This window comes from Geothrix edaphica (genome assembly GCF_030268045.1).
GTDB classification, from domain to species: domain Bacteria; phylum Acidobacteriota; class Holophagae; order Holophagales; family Holophagaceae; genus Geothrix; species Geothrix edaphica.
Map to the genome: position 1 here is coordinate 1,481,639 of NZ_BSDC01000001.1, position 19,702 is coordinate 1,501,340.

Annotated in this window: 16 protein-coding genes; 6 read left to right on the forward strand and 10 right to left on the reverse strand. The window is 67.8% G+C overall.

The window, feature by feature from the left end; translation table 11 throughout:
• Positions 1-5: 5 nt before the first annotated feature.
• On the forward strand, positions 6-206 hold the full coding sequence (locus QSJ30_RS06710; RefSeq protein ID WP_243301923.1) for a hypothetical protein: 201 nt from the start codon (positions 6-8) through the stop codon (positions 204-206).
• Positions 207-267: 61 nt separating this feature from the next.
• On the opposite strand, the gene QSJ30_RS06715 is transcribed toward QSJ30_RS06710, so the two are convergent.
• The 7 genes from QSJ30_RS06715 to QSJ30_RS06745 all read right to left on the reverse strand — a co-directional run bounded on the left by QSJ30_RS06715 (position 268) and on the right by QSJ30_RS06745 (position 6,670).
• The gene (locus tag QSJ30_RS06715) at positions 268-2,304 is read right to left on the reverse strand and encodes a type IV pilus secretin family protein (protein WP_285607689.1); all 2,037 of its coding nucleotides are present in this window, start codon (positions 2,302-2,304) and stop codon (positions 268-270) included.
• A complete protein-coding gene (locus QSJ30_RS06720) occupies positions 2,301-2,756 on the reverse strand; it encodes a hypothetical protein (protein ID WP_285607690.1) in 456 nt (151 codons plus the stop codon). The genes QSJ30_RS06715 and QSJ30_RS06720 overlap by 4 nt, the downstream gene beginning before the upstream one ends.
• 10 nt (positions 2,757-2,766) lie before the next feature.
• Positions 2,767-3,378 (reverse strand): type IV pilus inner membrane component PilO, encoded by a 612-nt coding sequence (locus QSJ30_RS06725; RefSeq protein WP_285607692.1) that lies wholly within the window; start codon positions 3,376-3,378, stop codon positions 2,767-2,769.
• An 8-nt stretch (positions 3,379-3,386) separates the two neighbouring features.
• Entirely contained in the window at positions 3,387-3,986 is a 600-nt protein-coding gene (locus QSJ30_RS06730; protein WP_285607694.1) for a PilN domain-containing protein, read from the reverse strand.
• Positions 3,983-5,077 carry a type IV pilus assembly protein PilM gene (gene pilM, locus QSJ30_RS06735; protein WP_309559874.1) on the reverse strand — a complete coding sequence of 365 codons (1,095 nt, stop codon included), beginning with the start codon at positions 5,075-5,077 and terminating at the stop codon, positions 3,983-3,985. Before pilM ends, QSJ30_RS06730 begins: the two co-directional genes overlap by 4 nt.
• A gap of 67 nt (positions 5,078-5,144) precedes the next feature.
• On the reverse strand, positions 5,145-5,912 hold the full coding sequence (locus QSJ30_RS06740; protein WP_285607698.1) for a Stp1/IreP family PP2C-type Ser/Thr phosphatase: 768 nt from the start codon (positions 5,910-5,912) through the stop codon (positions 5,145-5,147).
• A 2-nt stretch (positions 5,913-5,914) separates the two neighbouring features.
• Entirely contained in the window at positions 5,915-6,670 is a 756-nt protein-coding gene (locus tag QSJ30_RS06745) for a J domain-containing protein (protein WP_285607700.1), read from the reverse strand.
• Between the two features lie 211 nt (positions 6,671-6,881).
• Between QSJ30_RS06745 and gatA the strand changes: the two genes are divergently transcribed.
• Together gatA and QSJ30_RS06755 are read left to right on the forward strand one after the other, a co-directional pair.
• Positions 6,882-8,342 (forward strand): Asp-tRNA(Asn)/Glu-tRNA(Gln) amidotransferase subunit GatA, encoded by a 1,461-nt coding sequence (gatA, locus tag QSJ30_RS06750; RefSeq protein ID WP_285607702.1) that lies wholly within the window; start codon positions 6,882-6,884, stop codon positions 8,340-8,342.
• Positions 8,343-8,351: 9 nt separating this feature from the next.
• Positions 8,352-9,698, forward strand: coding sequence for a dihydrolipoamide acetyltransferase family protein (locus QSJ30_RS06755; protein WP_285607703.1), 1,347 nt, complete (start codon positions 8,352-8,354; stop codon positions 9,696-9,698).
• Between the two features lie 44 nt (positions 9,699-9,742).
• Here QSJ30_RS06755 and QSJ30_RS06760 read toward each other — a convergent pair whose 3' ends face one another.
• Positions 9,743-11,116 (reverse strand): replicative DNA helicase, encoded by a 1,374-nt coding sequence (locus tag QSJ30_RS06760; protein ID WP_285607705.1) that lies wholly within the window; start codon positions 11,114-11,116, stop codon positions 9,743-9,745.
• Between the two features lie 17 nt (positions 11,117-11,133).
• Positions 11,134-14,280: a CehA/McbA family metallohydrolase domain-containing protein gene (locus QSJ30_RS06765; protein WP_285607707.1), complete on the reverse strand. Its 3,147-nt coding sequence runs from the start codon at positions 14,278-14,280 to the stop codon at positions 11,134-11,136.
• A gap of 181 nt (positions 14,281-14,461) precedes the next feature.
• On the opposite strand from QSJ30_RS06765, the gene QSJ30_RS06770 reads away from it, so the two are divergent.
• Positions 14,462-15,031: a SanA/YdcF family protein gene (locus tag QSJ30_RS06770; RefSeq protein ID WP_285607708.1), complete on the forward strand. Its 570-nt coding sequence runs from the start codon at positions 14,462-14,464 to the stop codon at positions 15,029-15,031.
• A complete protein-coding gene (locus QSJ30_RS06775; protein ID WP_285607709.1) occupies positions 15,028-16,170 on the forward strand; it encodes a thiolase family protein in 1,143 nt (380 codons plus the stop codon). The genes QSJ30_RS06770 and QSJ30_RS06775 overlap by 4 nt, the downstream gene beginning before the upstream one ends.
• A 3-nt stretch (positions 16,171-16,173) precedes the next feature.
• Here the strand turns inward: QSJ30_RS06775 and QSJ30_RS06780 are convergent, their stop codons facing one another.
• On the reverse strand, positions 16,174-18,804 hold the full coding sequence (locus QSJ30_RS06780; protein WP_285607710.1) for an AMP-binding protein: 2,631 nt from the start codon (positions 18,802-18,804) through the stop codon (positions 16,174-16,176).
• Between the two features lie 131 nt (positions 18,805-18,935).
• On the opposite strand from QSJ30_RS06780, the gene QSJ30_RS06785 reads away from it, so the two are divergent.
• A complete protein-coding gene (locus QSJ30_RS06785; RefSeq protein ID WP_285607711.1) occupies positions 18,936-19,667 on the forward strand; it encodes an ABC transporter ATP-binding protein in 732 nt (243 codons plus the stop codon).
• Positions 19,668-19,702: the final 35 nt, after the last annotated feature.

The following is a 19,702-nucleotide window of genomic DNA, read 5'->3' on the forward strand; positions in this document are numbered from 1 at the left end:
CAAGCATGGCCGCCATCTCCTGCACCCACTGCGGCGCCGATCTGACCGCCCCCCAAAGCGTACGCATCGCCGAATACCAGTTCGGCCACCTGGAGAAGGTCTCCGAGGATCCCGGCTTCAAGTACCACTTCGAGCAGGCGGACAACTTCACGATCCTCTGCAACAGCTGCAAGCGCCTCGTCCGCACCCTCCCCATCGCCAAGTAGTTTTTCTCCTGCAAAAGGAAACGGCCCCGAACGGGGCCGTTTCCTTTTGGGCAGCGCCGGACTACTGGCGCAGCACCCGCGGCGTGATGAAGATCAGCAGTTCGCTGTTCGACTCGGCCTTGGTGTCCCGGCGGAAGAGGAAGCCCAGGAGGGGGATCTTCGACAGGAAGGGGACGCCCGACCGGCCTGTGCTGTGATTCGTCACATAGACACCGCCGAGGACCGCCGTGCCGCCATCCCGCACGAGCATTTGGGTCTCCAGCGCCTTGCGGAGGATGGTGGGGGTGCCCTGCACCGTGCGGCTGAAATCGGCCTCGGCCTTCTCCAGCTTGATGTCCATGATGATGGTGCCCTCGTTGGTGATCTGGGGCGTGACATCGAGCTGCAGGTTGGCATCCACGAAGGCCACGGTGATCGCACCGCCCTGGGCCCCGCCCTGCTGGGTGGGATAGGGGATCTTCTCACCGCTGAGGATGGTCGCCTTCTTGTTGTTCTGGGTGACCACCTTCGGGGAGGACACGATCTTCACGGTGCCGTCCGTTTCCAGGGCCTGCAGGACCGCATTGATGCTGAGGCGGTTGCTGAGGAAGGAGAGCCAGAGCTCACCCGCCGGGGCCGCGATGGAAGTCACGCCGGAAGTGCCGGGGGACCAAGCCACGGCCGCGGACTGGCCCGAGGGGGCCCTGTTAAATCCCTGGATGCCATTCCAGAAGGGGGCCTGTGAACCTACCCAAGGCGTACTGGAAGATCCCGTACCACCCGTGATGGCAGCAGTGCCACTATTGGCCTGGGGCCACTTGACGCCGAACTGGCGCTGCCAGTCCTTGTTGGCTTCCACTACGCGGGCCTCGATCTGCACCTGCTGGATCTGGACATCCAGGGTGTCCAGCAGCTCGGCGATGACGGGAATGCGCGAAGGCAGGTCCGTGATGATGAGGGTGTTGGTGCGGTCGTCCAGGATGGCCGAGCCGCGCTTGGTCATCATCTCCTTGAGGATGCGCTGGACGTCGCTGACCTTGGCATAGGAGAGGGGACGCGTGATGGTCTGGAGTTCTCCGGCCAGGGCCTTGGTCTCCTCCAGCTTCTTGCGCTCCTCCTCTTCCTTCTGGAGCTTCTCCACTTTGGCGACCCGCAGGACGCCATTCTGGATCTCCTTGCCCAGGCTCGCGTTCTTCAGCACCACATCCAGGACCTGGTCCCAGGGGGTCTCGTTGAACTTGAATCCGTAGTTGCCCTGCACGTCGGGGTCCATGACCAGGTTCAGCTTCCCGGTATCCGCGAGGATGCGCAGGAAGTCACGGATATCCGTGTTCTGGAGGTCGATGGTGATCTTGGCGCCGGTGTACCGGGTGGAGCTCTCACCGAGGGTGCGACCCGTGTACCGGTTGTGGGCGGGAGCCGGAGCCTTCTCGGCCTCGGGCAGCTGTACCGCCTCGGGGGTGGCCACCGGAAGGGCCGTGGAGGCCGCCAGCTGGGGCAGCAGCTGGAAGGAGCTGCCCAGCGCCGGCAGGGTGGCCAGCGGCTTGGCCGAGGCCTGGACGGTCGCGGGAGCGGGCGCAGTGGCAGCGGGGGCCGAGGCGGGTGCGGAGGCCTGGACCGCCGGCAGCGGTAGCGCCCCGGGGTGGTAGACCCCCTCGATCCGTGCCTGGACGCGGCCCTCGCCGGGGTTCAGCATCAGCTGGACGCCGTCAGGGCTGGTTCCCACCACCACCTGGGTGCCGGGGGCCACTTCGAGCACCAGCCGGGTCACCGGCTTGGGCGCGGTCGAGAACTGGCCGAGCCGAGCCTTCTGGACCAGCGGATGGGTCAGCTGGGCCAGATCCTTCTTGGTGACGGCGGTTCCCCGGTCGACACCCGGCAGGTCCAGTACCACCCGAAGGGGGCTGGAAAGGACCTGGATGGCCGGCTGCCCCAGCATGCCCGGGATCCGGAGCGACACCCGGGCGCCCGCACCCGCGGGCTCGAGGGTCGCGGCAGCCAGGGTGGAGGCCTTCGCGACGGCGGTTTCCGTGGACGGCGAGGCAAGGAGGGACCCCGTGTGGATCCCCGCCAGGACCACGCCCCCTGCGACCAGCAAGGAACTCAGGCGAGCATTCATCGTTTACCCTCCTCACGCTTGAACGTCTTCGTGATGGTGCGGAATACAGAACGGTTGGTGGTACTCACATCCCATTGGTGGAACGTCACTGCCTTGTCGGTGATGCTGGTGATCTCGCCATCCTTGAACCGATGGCCCGCAGGGAGCCAGCGGACATTCCCGCGGCTATCGGAGACGATGGCAAAATTCTTGCCGTCTTTCCGGATCATCCCCTTGACGGCAATGTCATCGATGAGATCGAGGGCATCCGTGGGACGGTCATCCCGGGGCGTGGCGAAGGGGTCCCGCTGGATGGTGGGCTTGTAGGGCGTGATCTTGATGATGGCCACGTCCTGGGCCGGAGCCTCCGGCGCCGCGGCGGCAGGTGCCTCGGCGGGCTTGACCGCCGGGCCGGTCTGGGCGACCAGGGCTATTCCGGTGAGGAGGGGGAGATGCAGGAGTCGATGGATCATGGCGGGTTCCTCAATCCTCCTTGGCGCCGCCCTTGGGGGCCGGTGCCGGGGCGGGTTTCGTGGCGGGCGCCGCCGGGGGAGGTTCGGGATTGTAGATGAAGGCGCTGACGGTGCACTTCACGGTGGCCGGATAGACACTGCCCTTGTCGGTCTTGCGGGTGAACTCGATGCCGGAGACGTTGATGATCTTGTCGTAGCCGGACACCAGCGAGGCGAACTGGCCGAAGGTGTGGTATCCCACCCTGAATTCGAACTCCACGGGCTTTTCCGTGTAGTAGGTGTCCTTCCGCTCGGGCTTGAGGGCGAAGGAGACCTGGTCGATGCCTGCATCATCCGCGAGCTTCTTGATGCGGTAGGGGATCTCGCCGTAGTCGGCCTCGGAGGGCATGATCTTGATCAACTCCTCGATGCGCTTGTCCTGCTTCGCGACCTCATCGCGCAGCTTTTCGTAGCTGGCCTTGAGCAGGCGGCCCTTGTCCACTTCGATCTGGAGGTTCTTCACATCGGCCCGGACGGTTTCCAACTCGCCCCGCTTCCCGCCGAGCAGGAAGTAGACCAAGCCGGCCAGGACGAGACCCGCCACCGCGCCGACGCCGATCTGTTTCTGAAGCTGGGGATTCATGGCCTACCTCAGACAGCGTTCTGGAGTTCGAAGGAGATCGTGAAGTCGAAGGAACCGGTGGTCCCCCGCTTCGCGCTCGGATAGTTGATCTTCTTGAACCATCGGGTACGGGACTGGAGGTTGCCGTAGAAGGCGTTGATGGACTCGAAATTCCGGCCCTCGCCTTCGATGGTGATGAGCGAACCCTTCTGGGAGATCTTCTTGAACCACACGTCGTCGGGCAGGCTGTTGGCGAGTTCCTCCAGGAGGTGCACCGGAAGCGACTGCTGCCGCTTGAGGGCCGTCATCACCTCTTCCTTCTTCTGGAGGGCGGCCTTCTTCTCCCGGAAGGTCTTCTCCAGGGCGATGTAGGGTTCATACTGCTTCTTGTCGCGCTCGAGGTCGACTTTCTGCTTTTCGGCCTTGGTGAGCTCGCTGTTCAGCCAGACGTAATAGATGCCGCCGCAGGCCGCGAAGGCCAGGCCCACCACCACGCCGGCGATGGGCAGGGTCGAGCGGCTTCCCCCTTCCCCCGTATAGACCTGGACGGGCTCGGCGGCGGCCTTGTTGGCCCCCTTCTTCGCACCGCCCTGGGTCAGGGCATCACCCAGCAGGTTGATCTTGATCATCGGTCCCCCACTTGGCGCAAGGCCAGCCCGACCGCGACGGTGGCGCCGCCGCCGATCTCACGAACCGTCATGGGATCCTCGGTCCGGCCATCGATGTCCACGAGCTGGAAGGGATTGAACCGGTCCACCGAAACCCGGAGCCGGTCGCTCAGTACGTCCATCAATCCGTGGACCATGGAGCCCCCGCCGCTGACGAGCACGCGGTCGAGGCGATCCACCTTGAAACTGCTCTTGAAGAAATCGAGGGTGCGGCTGAGCTCATCGGCGAAGGCATCGGACACGGCGTTGATCGACGGGTGGACCTCATCCGCCTCGTGGCCCTCCGAAGCCTGGTTCCGCTTGAGGCGCTCCGCACCTTCGCGGGTGACCCCCCAATCTTCCATGAGCTTCTCGGAATACCGGCTGCTGCCCCAGGCCATGTCGCGCCAGAACACCGACTTGCCGCCCACCATCATGGTGAGGTTGGTGAAGGTGGCGCCCATGTTCACCAGGGCCACGACCTCGTCCCGACCGCCCCCCATGGTGTTCGCCTCGTAGGCGTTCTGCAGGGCGAAGACATCCACGTCCACCACCTTGGGGCTGCAGCCCGCCTGGGCGACGCAGCTCACGTAGGCCTCGAGCTTGTCTTTCCGGCAGGCCACAAGGACCACATCCATGTTGCCGTCGGCGGCCCGCTCTTCGATCAGGTAGTAATCCAGGGCGTACGAGTCCAACCCCTGGCCTGCCGGGAAGAAGCTCTCGGCCTCCCACCGGACGGACTCGGCCAGCTCGGCCTGGCTCATCAGGGGGAATGTCACTTTTTTGACCATCACCTGCTGACCGGACACGGAGATGGCCACATCCTTGGCCTTGATTTTCTGTTCCGCCATGACCTGCCGGATAGCTGACGCCACAGCGTTGCTATCCATGATGTCGCCATCCACGATGGCATCGGGCGGCAGGGCCACCCGGCCCAGTTTCTGGAGGCGATAGCGGGTCTGGCCGCTCTTTCCAATCTGCTGGAGTTCGCAGACTTTCACCGAGCTGGATCCGATATCCAAGCCAACAAGACTTTTGGGTTTGCTTCCGAAGAGACCCACCGGATGCCTCACTTGGAGAATTTAGGTATTGGAGATGGTACCGCTGGAATGGATTAGGTCAAGGCTAACTAATTTTGCGTCAGGGTAGTTCGGGTTCCAAACCAACCAGGACGGCCGTGATATTGTCCTCGCCGCCATGTTCCCGCGCGGCCAGAACCAGTGATTCCACAGCCCTTTGAAGGTCGCCGGACTGTGTCACGATGTCCCAGATCTGTCTATCGCCGATCATTCCTGACAGGCCGTCGGAGCAAAGCAAAAGTCGCTCCGTTTTGTCGAGCTCCAGGTTTTGGACCTCAATATCCAGGTCTCCCCCGTTACCCAGGGCCTGGGTGATGACGTTCCGGAAGGGGTGCACCCGGGCTTCCGAGGGGGTCAGAATGCCGTTCGCCACCTGTTCGGCCACCCAACTGTGGTCCCGGGTCACCTGCCGGATGCCTTCGGGCCCCAGCAGGTAGGCCCGGCTGTCGCCCACATGGGCCAGGGTCACTTTCGAGCCGTGGACCAGGCCAGCTACGACAGTGGACCCCATGGTCTCCCGTTCGGGATTGCGGCGGATGTCCTCGGCGATGGCCCGGTCCGACAGCAGCAGCGCCACCTTGAGCCGGTTCCCGTCATAGGAGAGGCTGGGATCGTACTCCATGGGCCACGTCCGGTCCTTCTCCCGGGTGTCGCCCACGAACTTGGCCACCGTCTCCACGACGATCTGGCTGGCCACCTCGCCGGCGGCGTGGCCGCCGAGCCCATCGGCCACGACGAAGAGGCCCAGGTCCGCATCGGCCAGGTAGCTGTCCTCGTTGTGCTTCCGGACACAACCGACATCGGTCTTGCCTGCGGTGCGGATCCTCATGATCAACCCTTTCCCGTCAGTCGGCCCCAGAGGTCCTTCAGTTGATCCATGAGGCCCGCCTGGCCCGCAGGTCCGGCCGGGGACTGCCCTTTCTTGTCGGGCGTCGGGGCCGTCTTGGCCCCCTTGCCACCCTTCGGGGCTGCCTGGCGCAGCTTCGGGTGGTTGGGTGAGATCTCCCGGGCGGTCTGGAGGTGCCGCTGCGCGCGGGCAGCCATGCCCAGGGTCTGGAAGTGGGCCGCGAGACGGAGGTGGCAGTCCACATCCCTGGGGGCCAGCCTGACCGCGGTCTCGAGCGCTTTCACCACCGCGCGGAGGTCGCCCCCGCCCTGTTCCAGGTACGTGGCCAGCAGGGCGTGATATTGGGGTTTCTTCTCGTCCAGGCGGATCGCGTAGTGGATGAGCGCCTGGGCCTGCTCCACCCGGCCCTCCTCAAACGCCTCCTTGGCCATGTTCACCCAGTCCTCGGCGGTCCGCTCCTGCGGGGAGTCAGGATCTTTCTCCTTCTCCTTCTCCCTCGGCGGCGCGGGGGCGGGGGCGGGGGCGGACCTGGGCATCTGCTGCACCAGCGCGAGCCGCTTGCCGGGATCTTTCAAGGTGCTGAACGCCTCCGCCAGCTCCCGGAACTTCCCTTCCGCCTCCTCCTTCGCCGCTCCCGTATACCGGTCCGGGTGCCATTGCTTGGCCAGCCGGTGGTACGCGGCCTTGATGTCCTCGGGCGAGGCATCGGTGGGGATTTCCAGCACATCGAAAGGATTCATGGGAGTCCATGGAGCACCCTGCGCCAGCGCATCGCATGGGGATGGAAGAACAGGGCTTGAGCAGAGGATGGTAGCCTATTTCCATCCCGAGTGCAGGCCCAGAGCAACGAAACGTGGCGGAATCTCACCAGGAGAAGATGGTGGCCCCGCCGGTCCAGGCTGGAAGACACTCCGGCGTGGTGGCAAAGTAGAAGGTTCCACGGGAGCGGGCATGGCGTTGGGCACGGCGATGGACTGGCGCGAAGGCCTGGATGCCGGTGACCTGTCCTCCGAGTCCCTGGTGCGAGGTGCCTTCGACCGCATCCGTACCCTCGACGGGACCCTCCATGCTGTCCTGGCCACCGACGAGGCCCGCAGCCTCGACCTGGCCCGGAAGGCCGATCGGCGCCTGCGGGCCGGGGAGCGCACGCCGGTGCTCGGCCTCCCCATCGTCCTGAAGGACAACCTCCACTGGTCCGGCCTGCCGATGACCTGCGGCTCCCGCGTGCTCGACGGCTATGTGGCCCCCTACGACGCCACCGTGGTGCGTCGCCTGCTCGAGGCGGGCGCCATCCCCATCGCCAAGGCCAACCTCGACGAGTTCGCCATGGGCTCCAGCGGTGAGTACAGCGCCTTCGATCCCGCCCGGAATCCCTGGGACCCGACCCGGGTTCCCGGCGGCAGCAGCAGCGGCTCCGTGGTGGCCGTCGCCGCGGGCTATGCGCCCCTGGCCCTGGGCAGCGACACCGGCGGCTCCGTGCGCCTGCCCGCCAGCTTCTGCAACGTGACGGCCCTGCGGCCAACCTACGGCGTCCTCAGCCGGTACGGCCTCACGGCCATGGCCTCCAGCCTCGATCAGGTGGGACCCATCGCCGCCACGGCCACGGACCTGGCCCTGGCCTTCGGGGTCATGGCCGGCGTCGACCCCATGGACAGCACTTCCGTGGAGCTGCCGCACCGGGAGCGCCTGGCGGATCTTCGGCCCCTGGATCTGAATGGTCTTCGCGTCGGCCTCCCCGAGGAGTACTTTGCCGACGGCCTGGAGCCCGGCGTCCGTGGCCTCCTCGACGCCGCCCTCCGGGTGTTCGAGGGCCAGGGCGCGCGGCTGGTCCCCGTGAGCCTGCCCCACACTCGCTACGCCATCGACACCTACTACCTGCTGTGCACCAGCGAGGTGTCCAGCAACCTCAGCCGCTTCGACGGGGTGCGTTACGGCCTGAGGTCGAACTCGGCAGCCTCCACCCTGGCCGGGATGATCTCCGAAACCAGGGATGAGGGCCTGGGCCCCGAGGTCAAACGCCGGATCCTCCTGGGGACCTTCTGTCTGTCCAGGGGGTACTACGATGCCTTCTACCTGAAGGCCCTGAAGGCCCGGACGCTCATCGCCGCCGATTTCCACGCGGCCTTCGCCCAGGCCGATATCCTGGCTTCCCCCGTCAGCCCCGGCACGGCCTTCCCCTTCGGCGCCAAGACGGATGACCCCCTCGCCATGTACCTCGCCGACGTCTTCACCGTCCCCACCGCCCTGGCGGGGCTCCCCTGCCTGTCCATGCCGGCAGGGTTCACCGGCGGCCTGCCGGCCGGCATCCAACTCATCGGGCCGGCCCTTTCGGATGTCCGCCTGCTGGAGGTCGCCCGCGCCTTCCAGTCCCTCACCCGCCACCACCTCGAAACCCCGACCCTGTCCGCATAGGAGCGAACCATGGCCTTTGACGTCGTCATGCCCCAGATGGGCGAGAGCATCGCAGAAGCCACCGTGCTGAAGTGGCACAAGCAGGCCGGCGACGTGATCGCCAAGGACGAGACCCTCTACGAGATCAGCACGGACAAGGTGGACGCGGAGATTCCCGCGCCCGCCGCTGGCACCTTGCTGGAGATCCTCGTGGACGTGAACGCCACGGTCCCCGTGGGCACCGTGGTGGCCCGGATCGGCGACGCGTCGGAGAAGCCCTCCGGCGCCACGGCCCCTGCCGCAGCTGCAACCACCGCCCCAGCCGCCAGCGTGGCCCCGGCCGCCGCGGCCCCTGCCCCGCTGGGGGACGAGGACGACAACAGCCTGGAGGGTCGCCTGCGCACCAAGAGCAGCCCCCTGGTCCGCGAGATGGCCAAGCAGCACGGCCTCGACCTGGCCAAGGTCCAGGGCACCGGCCAAGCCGGTCGCGTCACCAAGGAGGACCTGGAGGCCCACCTGGCCAAGGGGCCGACCGCGGCACCCGCCGCTTCCGCCTCCTCCATCGCGCCGGCGCTGCCCGCGGTCCATGATCCCTCCGCCCCGACCATGGGCCTGGCGCCCGGCATGGCGGTGGCCCCCGCCCCGGCCATGCCCGCCTTCGCCGCCGGCGAGCGCGTGAAGGTCGAGCCCATGACCCGCATGCGCAAGATCATCGCGGACAACATGGTGGCCAGCCGCCGCACCTCGGCCCACGTCTACACGGTCTTCGAGATCGACATGACCCACGTGGCCCAGCTGCGCAACAAGCACAAGAAGGCCTTCGAGGCCCAGTTCGGAACGAAGCTGAGCTTCATGCCCTTCGTGATGATGGCGGCCTGCAAGGCCCTCCGCGCCTATCCCATCGTCAACGCCTCCGTGGACGGCGACAACATCGTCTACAAGCAGGACATCAACCTCGGCATCGCCGTGAGCCTGGACTGGGGCCTCATCGTGCCCGTGGTGAAGAATGCCGACATGATGAACCTGGGCGGCCTGGCCCGCAGCCTCAACGACCTGGCCGAGCGCGCCCGCGCCAAGCAGCTGAAGCCCGACGAGATCAGCGGCGGCACCTTCACCATCACCAACCCCGGGGTCTACGGCGACACCTTCGGCCTGCCCGTCATCAACCAGCCCCAGGTGGCCATCCAGGGCGTGGGCGCCATCGTGAAGCGCCCCGTGGTCATCACCGGCCCCGACGGCACCGACTTCATCGCCATCCGCCAGGTGATGTTCAGCAGTCTCGGCTTCGACCATCGGATCATCGACGGCGCCATGGGCGACCTGTTCATGGCGTTTGTGAAGAAAGAGTTGGAGAACTCCACGTTCGGGCTCGAATAGCGGTCCATCCGCGCATGAAAACGGCGGCCATCCGGCCGCCGTTTTCATGCGTAGGAGGAGGTCTCCCGCACCATCTCCCGGTACATGGCGTACTCGCCCTGGAAGTGCAGCTGGATGATGGCGGTGGGGCCGTTGCGGTGCTTGGCCACGATCAGCTCGGCGGAGGGATCGGGCTCCTCGTTGGCGGAGGGGATCATCTTCCGGTGGATGAAGGCCACCATGTCGGCGTCCTGCTCGATGGCGCCGGAGTCACGGAGGTCGCTGAGCTGGGGGCGACCGCCAGTGCGGTGCTCCACCTCGCGGTTCAGCTGGGACAGGACCACCACTGGAATGCCGAAGTCCTTGGCCATGAGCTTGAGGCCGCGGCTGATCTCGCCGATGCGGACAGCCTCGTTCTGCTTGGCGCCGCGGCTGTTCTCGGGGCTGCTGAGCAGCTGCAGGTAGTCGATGAGGACGAACTCCACGCGCCGGTTGCTCTGGCTGCCCTGCTTCACGATCATGTTCTGGATCTGGGGCACCGTGATGGAAGCCTGGTCGCAGATGAACAGGGGCATCTGCACCAGCTCGTCCCGGGACCGCATCACATGATCCAGCCGCCCGGTGGCCCGGCCGGACTGGAGGTCCTTCATGTTGGTCTGGCTCTGGGCCGCAAGCAGGCGCAGGAAGACCTCCTCGTGGCTCATCTCCAGGCTGAAGAAGGCGCCACAGTGCCCTGGGCGGCCGTCCCGCTCCTGGGCCGCGCGCAGGACCCAGTTCAGGGCCAGGGCGGTCTTGCCGATGCCCGGACGGGCGGCCAGCACGATGAGGTTGCCGGGCTGGAAGCCCTGGGTCAGCTCGTCGAAGCGGCTGAAGCCCACCCGCACGCCCGGCGAGAGGCGGCCCTCCAGCCGCTCGTGGAGGCGCTCCATGGCATCGTCCGCCACCGTCTGGATGGGGAGCAGGCCCTTGGCCTTGGCGTCGCCCTGGGCCAGGTGGAAGAGGCTCTGGGCCGTCTGGTCCACCAGCACTTCGGGCGGTTCATCCTCTTCGGCGGCCTGGCGGACCAGCTGGGCGCCCAGGTGGACCAGACGGCGCAGCTTGGCCTTGCGGCGGATCAGGTCAGCCAGCACCTGGGGCCGCTCCACATCCTCGCCCGCCAGCAGCTCCACCAGGCCGGGATAGCCACCCACCTTGTTCAGGCTGTCGTCCTGGTCCAGCGCATCCTTCAGGGTGAGGGAGTTGACCTCGACCTGGGCCTCGATGAGCGTGCGGAGGGCGCGGAACACGGCCCGATGGGCCGGGTGGACAAAGTCCTCCTCGGCCAGCGCGAACACGGCCTCGCTGGCGGCGAAACCCGCCCCCGGCGCGCAGCACGTGGCCAGGAAGGCCCGCTCCGCATCAATATCCTCCGGAAGGCGTTCCGGAAGCCAATCCGCCATCAGTCCACCCCTGCCGTCTAGAGTCCCGGAGGAGTGTACCCCCCGCCGTCCACATCCACAAAGACCGGGTTGGTGACAGCGATGGGATAGATGCCCTTCATGATCTTGTTCCAGGGCGTTCCGGCCCGGTAGGCCCCGGTCGTGGCCAGGGGCACTCCGGCCTCGACCACCACCCAGGCATCCTTGCCGGCGGGCATGGCGATGCCGCTGAGGGTGGCCGTGCGCAGGAGGAAGTCCGAGGTGGAGGCCGTGAAGCTGGTCATCGGCACCACCTGGACGGCCCCGTTCACCACCACGCGCACCTCATCGACCGGCACCCAGCCCGCCCCGTAGAGCGAAATGGTGATGGAGACGGTGGCGGCGGGCCCGGTCACCAGGCCACCCGGCCCGACTCCGTTGACGGTCACGTCGAGCAGGGGCCCCGTGGAGGCCACGGCCGCCCCGCTGCGGAGGGAGGTCAGCAGGGGATCGAGGGTCGTCTGGGACAGGGTGGATGCGAGCTTGAGGTAGGTGCGCGCCTGGCCCACGGGGGTGTCGAAGCTGAACCGTGAGGCGGAGAGCCCGAGGCCCTTGGTGAAGGCGGCCGGCGTCTGCTGACTCAGCAGAGAGAACCAGTCGGCGCGGACGGCCTTGAACTCCGCAAACCACGCACTGGGGTCCGCCGGGTCGCAACCCTCGGCCCGGATCAGTTCCAGGGCGTCGAAATCCCCATGGCGCTTGCCCAGGGACACGGGGCCGGTCTGGGTCCACCAGGCATTGGCGCCGGTCCCGATGGGCACCGCGGGATCGAAACCGCGGACCGTGAACAGCCCCTGGGGGCCCCGGGGCCGGTGGACGATGGTGTAGGAGCCCTCGGCCTGGGTGATGAAATCCGCCAGTGTCCAGCCCTTGGAGGGGCGAGCCCCGCCATTGCGGGCCCCGGTGGGGGCCGGGGTGAACAGGGCCGTGACGAAACCATCCGCCAGGGCCGAGCTGCGGGCGCCGACCACGAAGGGGTCGTTGCCGATGGGAGCGCGCTGGGCGTCTGTGACGGAAAGGTTTTCGATCTCCGACCGGAATTCCACCCGCAGCGCGGAGGGATCCGTCAGCCTGTCTTCTTCGGTTCTGGCCACCGCCTGCACACCTTCAGCCAGGGCCGAGCTGAGCATTTCACCCGGATTAAGGCCGCCGGTGGTGGCCTGGGTGGGCCCCGGGACATCGAAAGCCGTCCAGCCAGCCGGCAGGACCGGCGGGATGGTCACGAAGGCGTGGGTCACGTCCGCCTGGCCGTCGAATGACTTCACGGGCAGCGCGTCCAGGTGGGACAGCGGGCCGCGGGTGCCGTAGGCTAGGTAGTCCCCGGGAGCGAAGAAAGCCGTGGCGGACCCACCGGAATTCCGGAAGGACGTCCCGAAGATCTGGTTCCCGGCCGTGTACTGGTAGGCCCCGAGATTGGCGCCCCCGATCTCCTTGGCCTTGTAGACCTGGTTGAAGTAGCCGGCCAGCCTGCGCAGACGCTTCATGGAGGGATCCGGGGTTCCGCCCTGGCCTGCCAGGGTAATGCGGAGGGGGTTCAGGCCTCCCAGTTCCAGGGTGCCCGCCTGCCTGACCACGAAGTAGTGGGCCATCTGCTTCTGGTGGATCACGTTGCCCGTGGCATCCACGACCTCCGTCCGCTCGGGGCTGAGGTTCTCCGCCAAGCGCCAGATCAGGCTCTTCGACGGCGTGATGGGCGTGGCCAGGTAGGGACGATTGGTGTCGGCGGTGTTGGTGCCGAGGTAGAGTCTGCTGCTCTGAGTGGCGTTGGTCGCGGTCAGCCGATATGGCTGGGTGGAGCCAGTCCCCCGGGTATCGGTGACGGCCGGGAGCAGGACGCCGATTGGTCCGCCGCTTGAGGGGATCTCGGTGGCCTCGCGCCACTCCACCCGTTCGGTCACCCAGTGGGAGGGATCCGCATCCGTGGCGGGATCGGCATTCAGGCCCGTGTAGCGCTCGAACCGGAACTCCGTCTGGACCGGGCCACCGCGAGCCGCCGTCCCGAAAGAGTCGAACGTCAGAATGCCGAAGTCCCCGCCGCGGAGAGCGGTTCGCGCCTGCACCATCTCATTGAAGACCCCGGTGGCCTGGGCCGGTTCGATGCTGGCGATGCTGGGTCCCCCCAACAGGTACAGGCGGCGCCGGTAGGTGATGGACTGCCCCGCGGGCAGGCCGGCGACGGCGGGGCTGCCCACGACCAGGCGGCCGGGGAAGCGGGGACGCAGCTCGGTGAGCGCGGGCTGGGGATCCGAGGCCACCAGCACCTGGTCCACATCCAGGGGCAGGATGCCCAGTGAGGAGTGGGCGTCCAGGGTGTCTCCGGCGGATTCCGCACCCATGAAAGCCACCATGGGGGCCACCACGCTGCTGGTAAGGGGCGCCGAGAAGTCCGATCCGGGGATTTCCACACCCCAGCTGCTGAGCGGCGTTCCGGTGAAGGTGGACACCGCCGGGACCACGAAGCGGAAGCCACCTCCGCGCTGGGACAGGAAGTCCCCGAGGCTCCGGATGGGAAGGGCCGTGGTCCCGCTGTTGGTGACCGTGGTCTCCAGGGTGAAGAACACATCCGCCTTGGTGAGCGTGATCCGGTGGACCACACTGACCCCCGCCACCCGGCCCTGGAGGTCCGTGGCCACACCGAGCTTGCCCTTGGGATCCAGCAGGTAGCCCTGCATGTCCAGGAACACCTCATTGACCCTGGTCCCCGGGGTGTAGCGATCAAAGACCAGCGGCAGATCCGGATCCTGGTTGGCCACGGGCCCGAGGCGCTCCACCATGTCCGTGGGCATGGACACCCGCTTGTAGTTCTGGTCCAGAGCCACGCTGCCCATGTCGAGGATGGCGCCACCGGAGGGCGCGCCGAACTGGCCTTCCCGGTCCCCGAAGGCCGCCCCGTCCACCGCCAGCTGGACGGCATCGTTGCCGAGGTAGAAATCGCCGGGTCCCGAGGTGGCCTTCAGACCTGCCAGCCGGTCACCTCCGTTAGCGGGGATCTCTTCCACCGCCACCGTGGGCCGGGCCACACCCGAAGCCCTGAAGCAGCCTGTTCCGCCCGCGGCCAGGATCAGGGCCAGGGGGGCCAGGATCATCTGCAGGCGGCGGGAGGACAGACGGGCGGGAAGAACTGCGGGATCAAGGCTCATGTTCATCAAGGCGTCTCGTTCAGGCGGGAGGTCCATGGGGCTGGGGCGTGCGGAAGGTCTATGCTAACTCACGATGCCGATCTCCGCCTTTCTTCATCGCTGCAGGCCGCACCGGCGGACCCTGCTCCTGGTCCTGACGCTGCCCCTCCTGGGAGATTTGCTCTGGACCCTGGGAAGGTTCCCAGCCATGCACCACCAGCAAATCTACCGGGCAGAGGACATGCCGCCAGTGGGCGGCCCGGTGCTGGTGCTGGGGGCCGGTGTCTATGGCGACGGGGAGCCCACCGAACTCCTCCAGGGGCGCCTCCGCACGGCCCTGGATCTCTACCGCACCGGGAAGGTCCGCTGGTTCCTGGTCTCCGGCGACAACCGGCACCCTTCGTACAATGAACCCCAGGCCATGCGCCGCTGGCTGGTGAAGCAGGGGGTTCCCCCCACCCACATCGTCAGCGACTACGCGGGGCTCCGCACCTGGGACAGCCTCAAGCGCGCCCAGGCCGTCTTCGGCCAGCGACAGGTGGTCATCGTCACGTCGGATTTCCACCTGCCTCGGGCCCTCTACCTGGCGGACCGCCTCGGGCTCCAGGCCTGGGGCGTCCCCGCCTCCACCGAGGACCGGCCGCAGGTGAACCGGTTCCGCTATTGGACCCGGGAGTACATCGCCCGGCACCTGGCCCTCTGGGACGCCTGGTTCCCGCCGGATGTCAGGCTCGGCCCCAGGGAGCCGACGCCCGACGACTGGGACCCGGCTTCATGAGGAATTCCGGCGATCTGCTGATCCTTGCCGCGGGGCGCCTGCCCCAGGGCCGCTACGGCGGAAGCCTGGCAGGCCTGGGGGCCGTGTCCCTCGGGCTCTCGGCGGTGGAAGGCCTGCTCTCCCGGCCCGCCCTGCCCCGCCCGGGCAGCCTCCTCTGGGGCATGGCCCGGAGCCACACCCAGGGCATGAACCCGGCCCGCACCCTGGCCCTGAGGGCCGGCCTCCCCCATGACACCTCCGCCTTCACCGTGAACATGGCCTGCGGATCCAGCCTCCAGGCCCTCCTCCTCGCCGCCCAGAGCCTGAGGGGCGGCGCCGCGGCGCCCATCCTCGTGGGGGGCAGCGAGGCCATGTCCGATACGCCCCACCTGGTGCCGGGCCTCCGCTGGGGCTTCCGCATGGGCCACCGCCAGCTCCCGGATGTCATGCACCATGACGGCCTGCGTTGCCCGGTGACCGGCCTGCTCATGGGCGAGACCATCGAACGGCTCGCGGCCAAGCGGGGCATCACGCGGCTGGAGGCCGATGCCTGGGCGATGGAGAGCCACCACCGGGCTGCGGGAGCCGATTTCCACGCGGAGCTGCTGCCCCATCCGAATCTTGATCGCGATGAAGCCATCCGGCCGGAGATCACCCCCGAGGCCCTGGCCCGCCTCGCACCGGTCTTCGATCCACAGGGCCAGGTCACGGCGGGGAATGCCTCCGCCCTGTCCGATGGCGCTGCCGCGCTCCTCCTGGCCCGGCGGGACCAGGCGGGCGATACCAAACCCCTGGCCCGGATCCGGGCGTGGAGCGAAGCGGGTGTGGACCCGCTGGACATGGGCGAGGCGCCCGTCCCCGCCGTGCGGCGCCTGCTAGAGGTCCAGGGCCTGACCGTGGCCGACATCGACCTGTGGGAGCTCAATGAGGCCTTCGCCGCCCAGCTCCTCGTCTGCCAGCGGCAGGTGGGCCTTCCGGAGGATCGCCTGAACGTGGCCGGGGGCGGCGTGGCCCTGGGGCATCCCATCGGGGCCACCGGCGCGCGCATCGTGGTCACCCTGGTCCACCAACTGAGGGCCCGTGGCGGCGGCCTGGGCGTGGCCACCCTCGGCATCGGGGGTGGCCTGGGCCTGGCGCTGCTGATCGAAGCAGAGCCCTAGCGCCTAGGCCGGCTCTCCAGTCAGGAGCGCCTTGAGGGCCCGGTAGTCCGTCTTGCCGGTGCCCAGGGTGGGGATCTGGTCGATCTGCCGGACCACGCGGATGTTGTGCAGGGAGGAGAGGCCCGCCGCGCGGATCACCGCGTTGGCGTCGTCGCGGCCGATGCCGGCCACGGAGAAGAGGATCAGGTCGGGGTTGAGATCCTCGGTGGTGGCCTCCACCGCCAGCAAGGGCTCGATCTCATCCTCGCCCTGGAAGCGCTGGGACAGGGCCTCCTCGATGGCCGGCAGGGAGACCATCTCGCCTCCGAGCTTCACGAAGCGCTTGAGGCGGCCGGAGAACACCAGGACACCGCGGTCCTGGAACACCAGGTCCCCCGTGCGGTACCAGGACCGGCCCTCGAAGGTCTCGAAGGGGGACTCCACGTCCGGGTTGAGGTAGCCGGAGAAGATGCTGGGGCCGCGGACGAGCAGCATGCCGGGCTGGCCCGGCTGCACCCGGCGGCCGGTCTCGAGGTCGACGATGGCCCATTCCACCGACACCAGGGGCTTCCCGATGCTGCCGTTCCGCAGGTCCTCTTCGCGGTTCACCGAAACCACGGGAGAGCACTCCGTGATGCCGTAGCCCTCGAGCACGGTGGTCTTCGGCCAGCGCCGGGCCAGGGTGGCGTAGACCGGTTCGGGGCACTTCTCCGCGCCCGATACCACAATGCGCAGGGATTCCAGGTGCCGGTCCTCCGCCACGCGGAGGATGCCGCCCAGAAAGGTGGGCGTACCCACCAGCAGGGTGGCGTGGTAGGCCTCGATGAGGCGGGCCAGCATCCTGCCCTCGGTGGGATTGGGATGGTAGACCACCCGCAAGCCGAGCAGCATCGGCAGGATGGTGGTGGTGGTCAGGCCGAAGGCATGGAAGGGCGGCAGGCAGCCCATGACCCGCTCGTCCTCGCGGAACCGGATGGCCTGGGTGATGTCGCGGATGTTGGCGAGGATGTTCCCGTGGGTGAGGGGCACGGCCTTCGGATGGCTCTCGCTGCCACTGGTGAAGAGCACCGCGGCCGTGGCCGGAGCCGCGGAGGCATCGAGGGAGGTCCAGCCCAGGCGGGCCCGCAGGGCCGCGGACAGTTTCGTGGCCAGCGAGATGCGCCTGCCCACGACGTCCAGCAGCACCAGGCGGTCCTTGACGGCCGACAGATCCACGCTCTGGGCCTCGAGCCGGTTGATCAGCGTGGACACGCTGATCACGTGCTTCACCCCCACCAGGTCGAGGCCATAGGCCATGCTGCGGACCCCGGCCGTCCAGTTCACCAGCACGGGCGTCTTGCCCGCGAACAGCAGGGCCAGGTAGAGGATGCTGGCGCCCCCGGAGGCCGGCAGCATCAGGCCCACGTGGGAGCCTTCCAGGCCCTCGAAGATGGGCTTCAGCACCAGGATGGCCGTGATGACATCCCGGTAGGTCTTCACGCCGCCCAGCTGGTCGGCCAGGACCACCCGGCCCGGGTCGCGCCGCGCCTGCTTGAGGAAGACCTCGGGGATCGAGTCGCCGTCAGGCATCTCGATGGGCAGATCCGTGCGCGAATGGAACCAGGCATGGGGCACGGCCTTCAGCTCGCCCTGGCGGAGGGAGACGGCCGCGCCGGTGGCCGCCAGCAGCAGGTCGCCCACGGTCTGGAGGGAGGCGGGATCGGCGCAGGGGTAGCCGAAGGCCTGCTCGAGCCAGAGCTCAAGCTCCCGATGGCCCAGGACATCGAGCCCCAGGTCCTTCACCAGGTGGTGATGTTCCTGGATGTCCGAATGGCCCGTGACCGCCTGCAGGTGGCGCCGCACCGCATCCCGGACCTGGGGCGGCACGTTGCGGGGGTTGCCCTCCACCCTGGGCCGGGGCGGCTCGGGGAGGGTGCGGGGCGCATGGTCCTTCCAGATCAGGTAGGGGACGAAGGTCCGCGGCGTGGCGTCCGCATTCAGGTGGGCCTCCAGGACCCGGTTGACGGCCTCGCGGTCCGCGCCCGCCGGGAGGTCCGGGACCTCCTCGAAGGTGACCTGGACCTCGCGCCGGGGCATGAAGAACAGGGCGTTGGCCAGCAGGTAGCCCAGCCCCTTGAGCAGCTCCACGCCGGTGGATGGACGTCGTCCGGAAGCCGCGCTGAAGCGGCTGCCCCAGAGCCCGCCGAGCCGCACCACCACCACCCGGGTGCCGGGGGCCTGGCGGAGGATCGCGGCCACGGCGCTGTTGTCGGCGAGGTCCTGGGTCTTCTGCCGCGCCAGGCGGGCCCCGGGAAACATGAGGAGGTTCCGCCCCGACGCCAGAAGGCGGGCATGGGCCGCCAGCTCCAGGTCCAGCCTCTCCCGGGTCTGCGCACCGTGGTCCGCGGGATCCGGCAGGGGCCTGGCGCCCAGCGCCCAGGCCAGCCAGCGCAGAGGGGCGGAGGCGCCATGGTCCCGGCCCACCACCAGGACCGGGGCGAAGCGGCCGTGCAGCTCGGCGCCCAGCAGGAAGGGATCCACGAGGGTCGGATGGTTGGCCAGGAACAGGATTCCGGGGGTTCCGGCAGCGGGAACGGCCTCCAGCCCCCCGGTATGGATTCGGTAGCGCAGCCGCAACAGCGGCCGACCCAGGGCGCGGATCAGGGAGTCGATCATCGTGGATGGAACCTAGCGACAGGATGCCGGATGGAGCCAGGATTGTAGCGGGAATCCGGGGAAGGCCCTAAACCGGCCCCCGGGCTTCTGCGAAGATGGACCAGGGCCTTCGGTGGCCCCTTGAGGATCCCATGACCGACGCGCCCCTGATCCGGCTCACCGACATCACCAAGATCTATCAGATGGGTGACATGGAAGTGCGCGCCCTGGACGGCGTGTCCATGGAGATCCGGCGGGGCGAGTACGTGGCCATCATGGGCCCCTCCGGCTCCGGCAAGTCCACCATGATGAATGTCATCGGCTGTCTGGATACGCCCACCGGCGGCACCTACGAACTGAACGGCAAGCTGGCCTCCGCCATGACGGATGATGACCTGGCCCAGATCCGCAACGAGGAGATCGGCTTCGTCTTCCAGACGTTCAACCTCCTGGCCCGCACCACCTCGCTCCAGAACGTGGAGCTGCCGCTGATCTACGCGGGGAAGACGCCCGTCGAGCGCCACCAGATGGCCCTGAAGGCCCTGGAGAATGTCGGCCTGGGCACCCGCAGCGACCACATGCCCAACCAGCTCTCCGGTGGCCAGCGGCAGCGCGTGGCCATCGCCCGTGCCCTGGTGAACGACCCCTCCATCCTCCTGGCGGACGAGCCCACGGGCGCCCTGGACTCCAAGACCAGCATCGAGATCATGGCCCTCTTCGAGGACCTGTACCAGAAGGGCAACACCATCATCCTCGTCACCCACGAGGAGGACATCGCCCGCCACGCCCACCGCATCGTGAAGCTGCGCGACGGCAAGATCATCCACGACGAGCCGAACACGCCCATCACCTCCGAAGAGCACCTGGCGCACCTGAACCTCTGAGCCAGGCCTCCTCTCCCGGCCCTGACCTCAGGTAG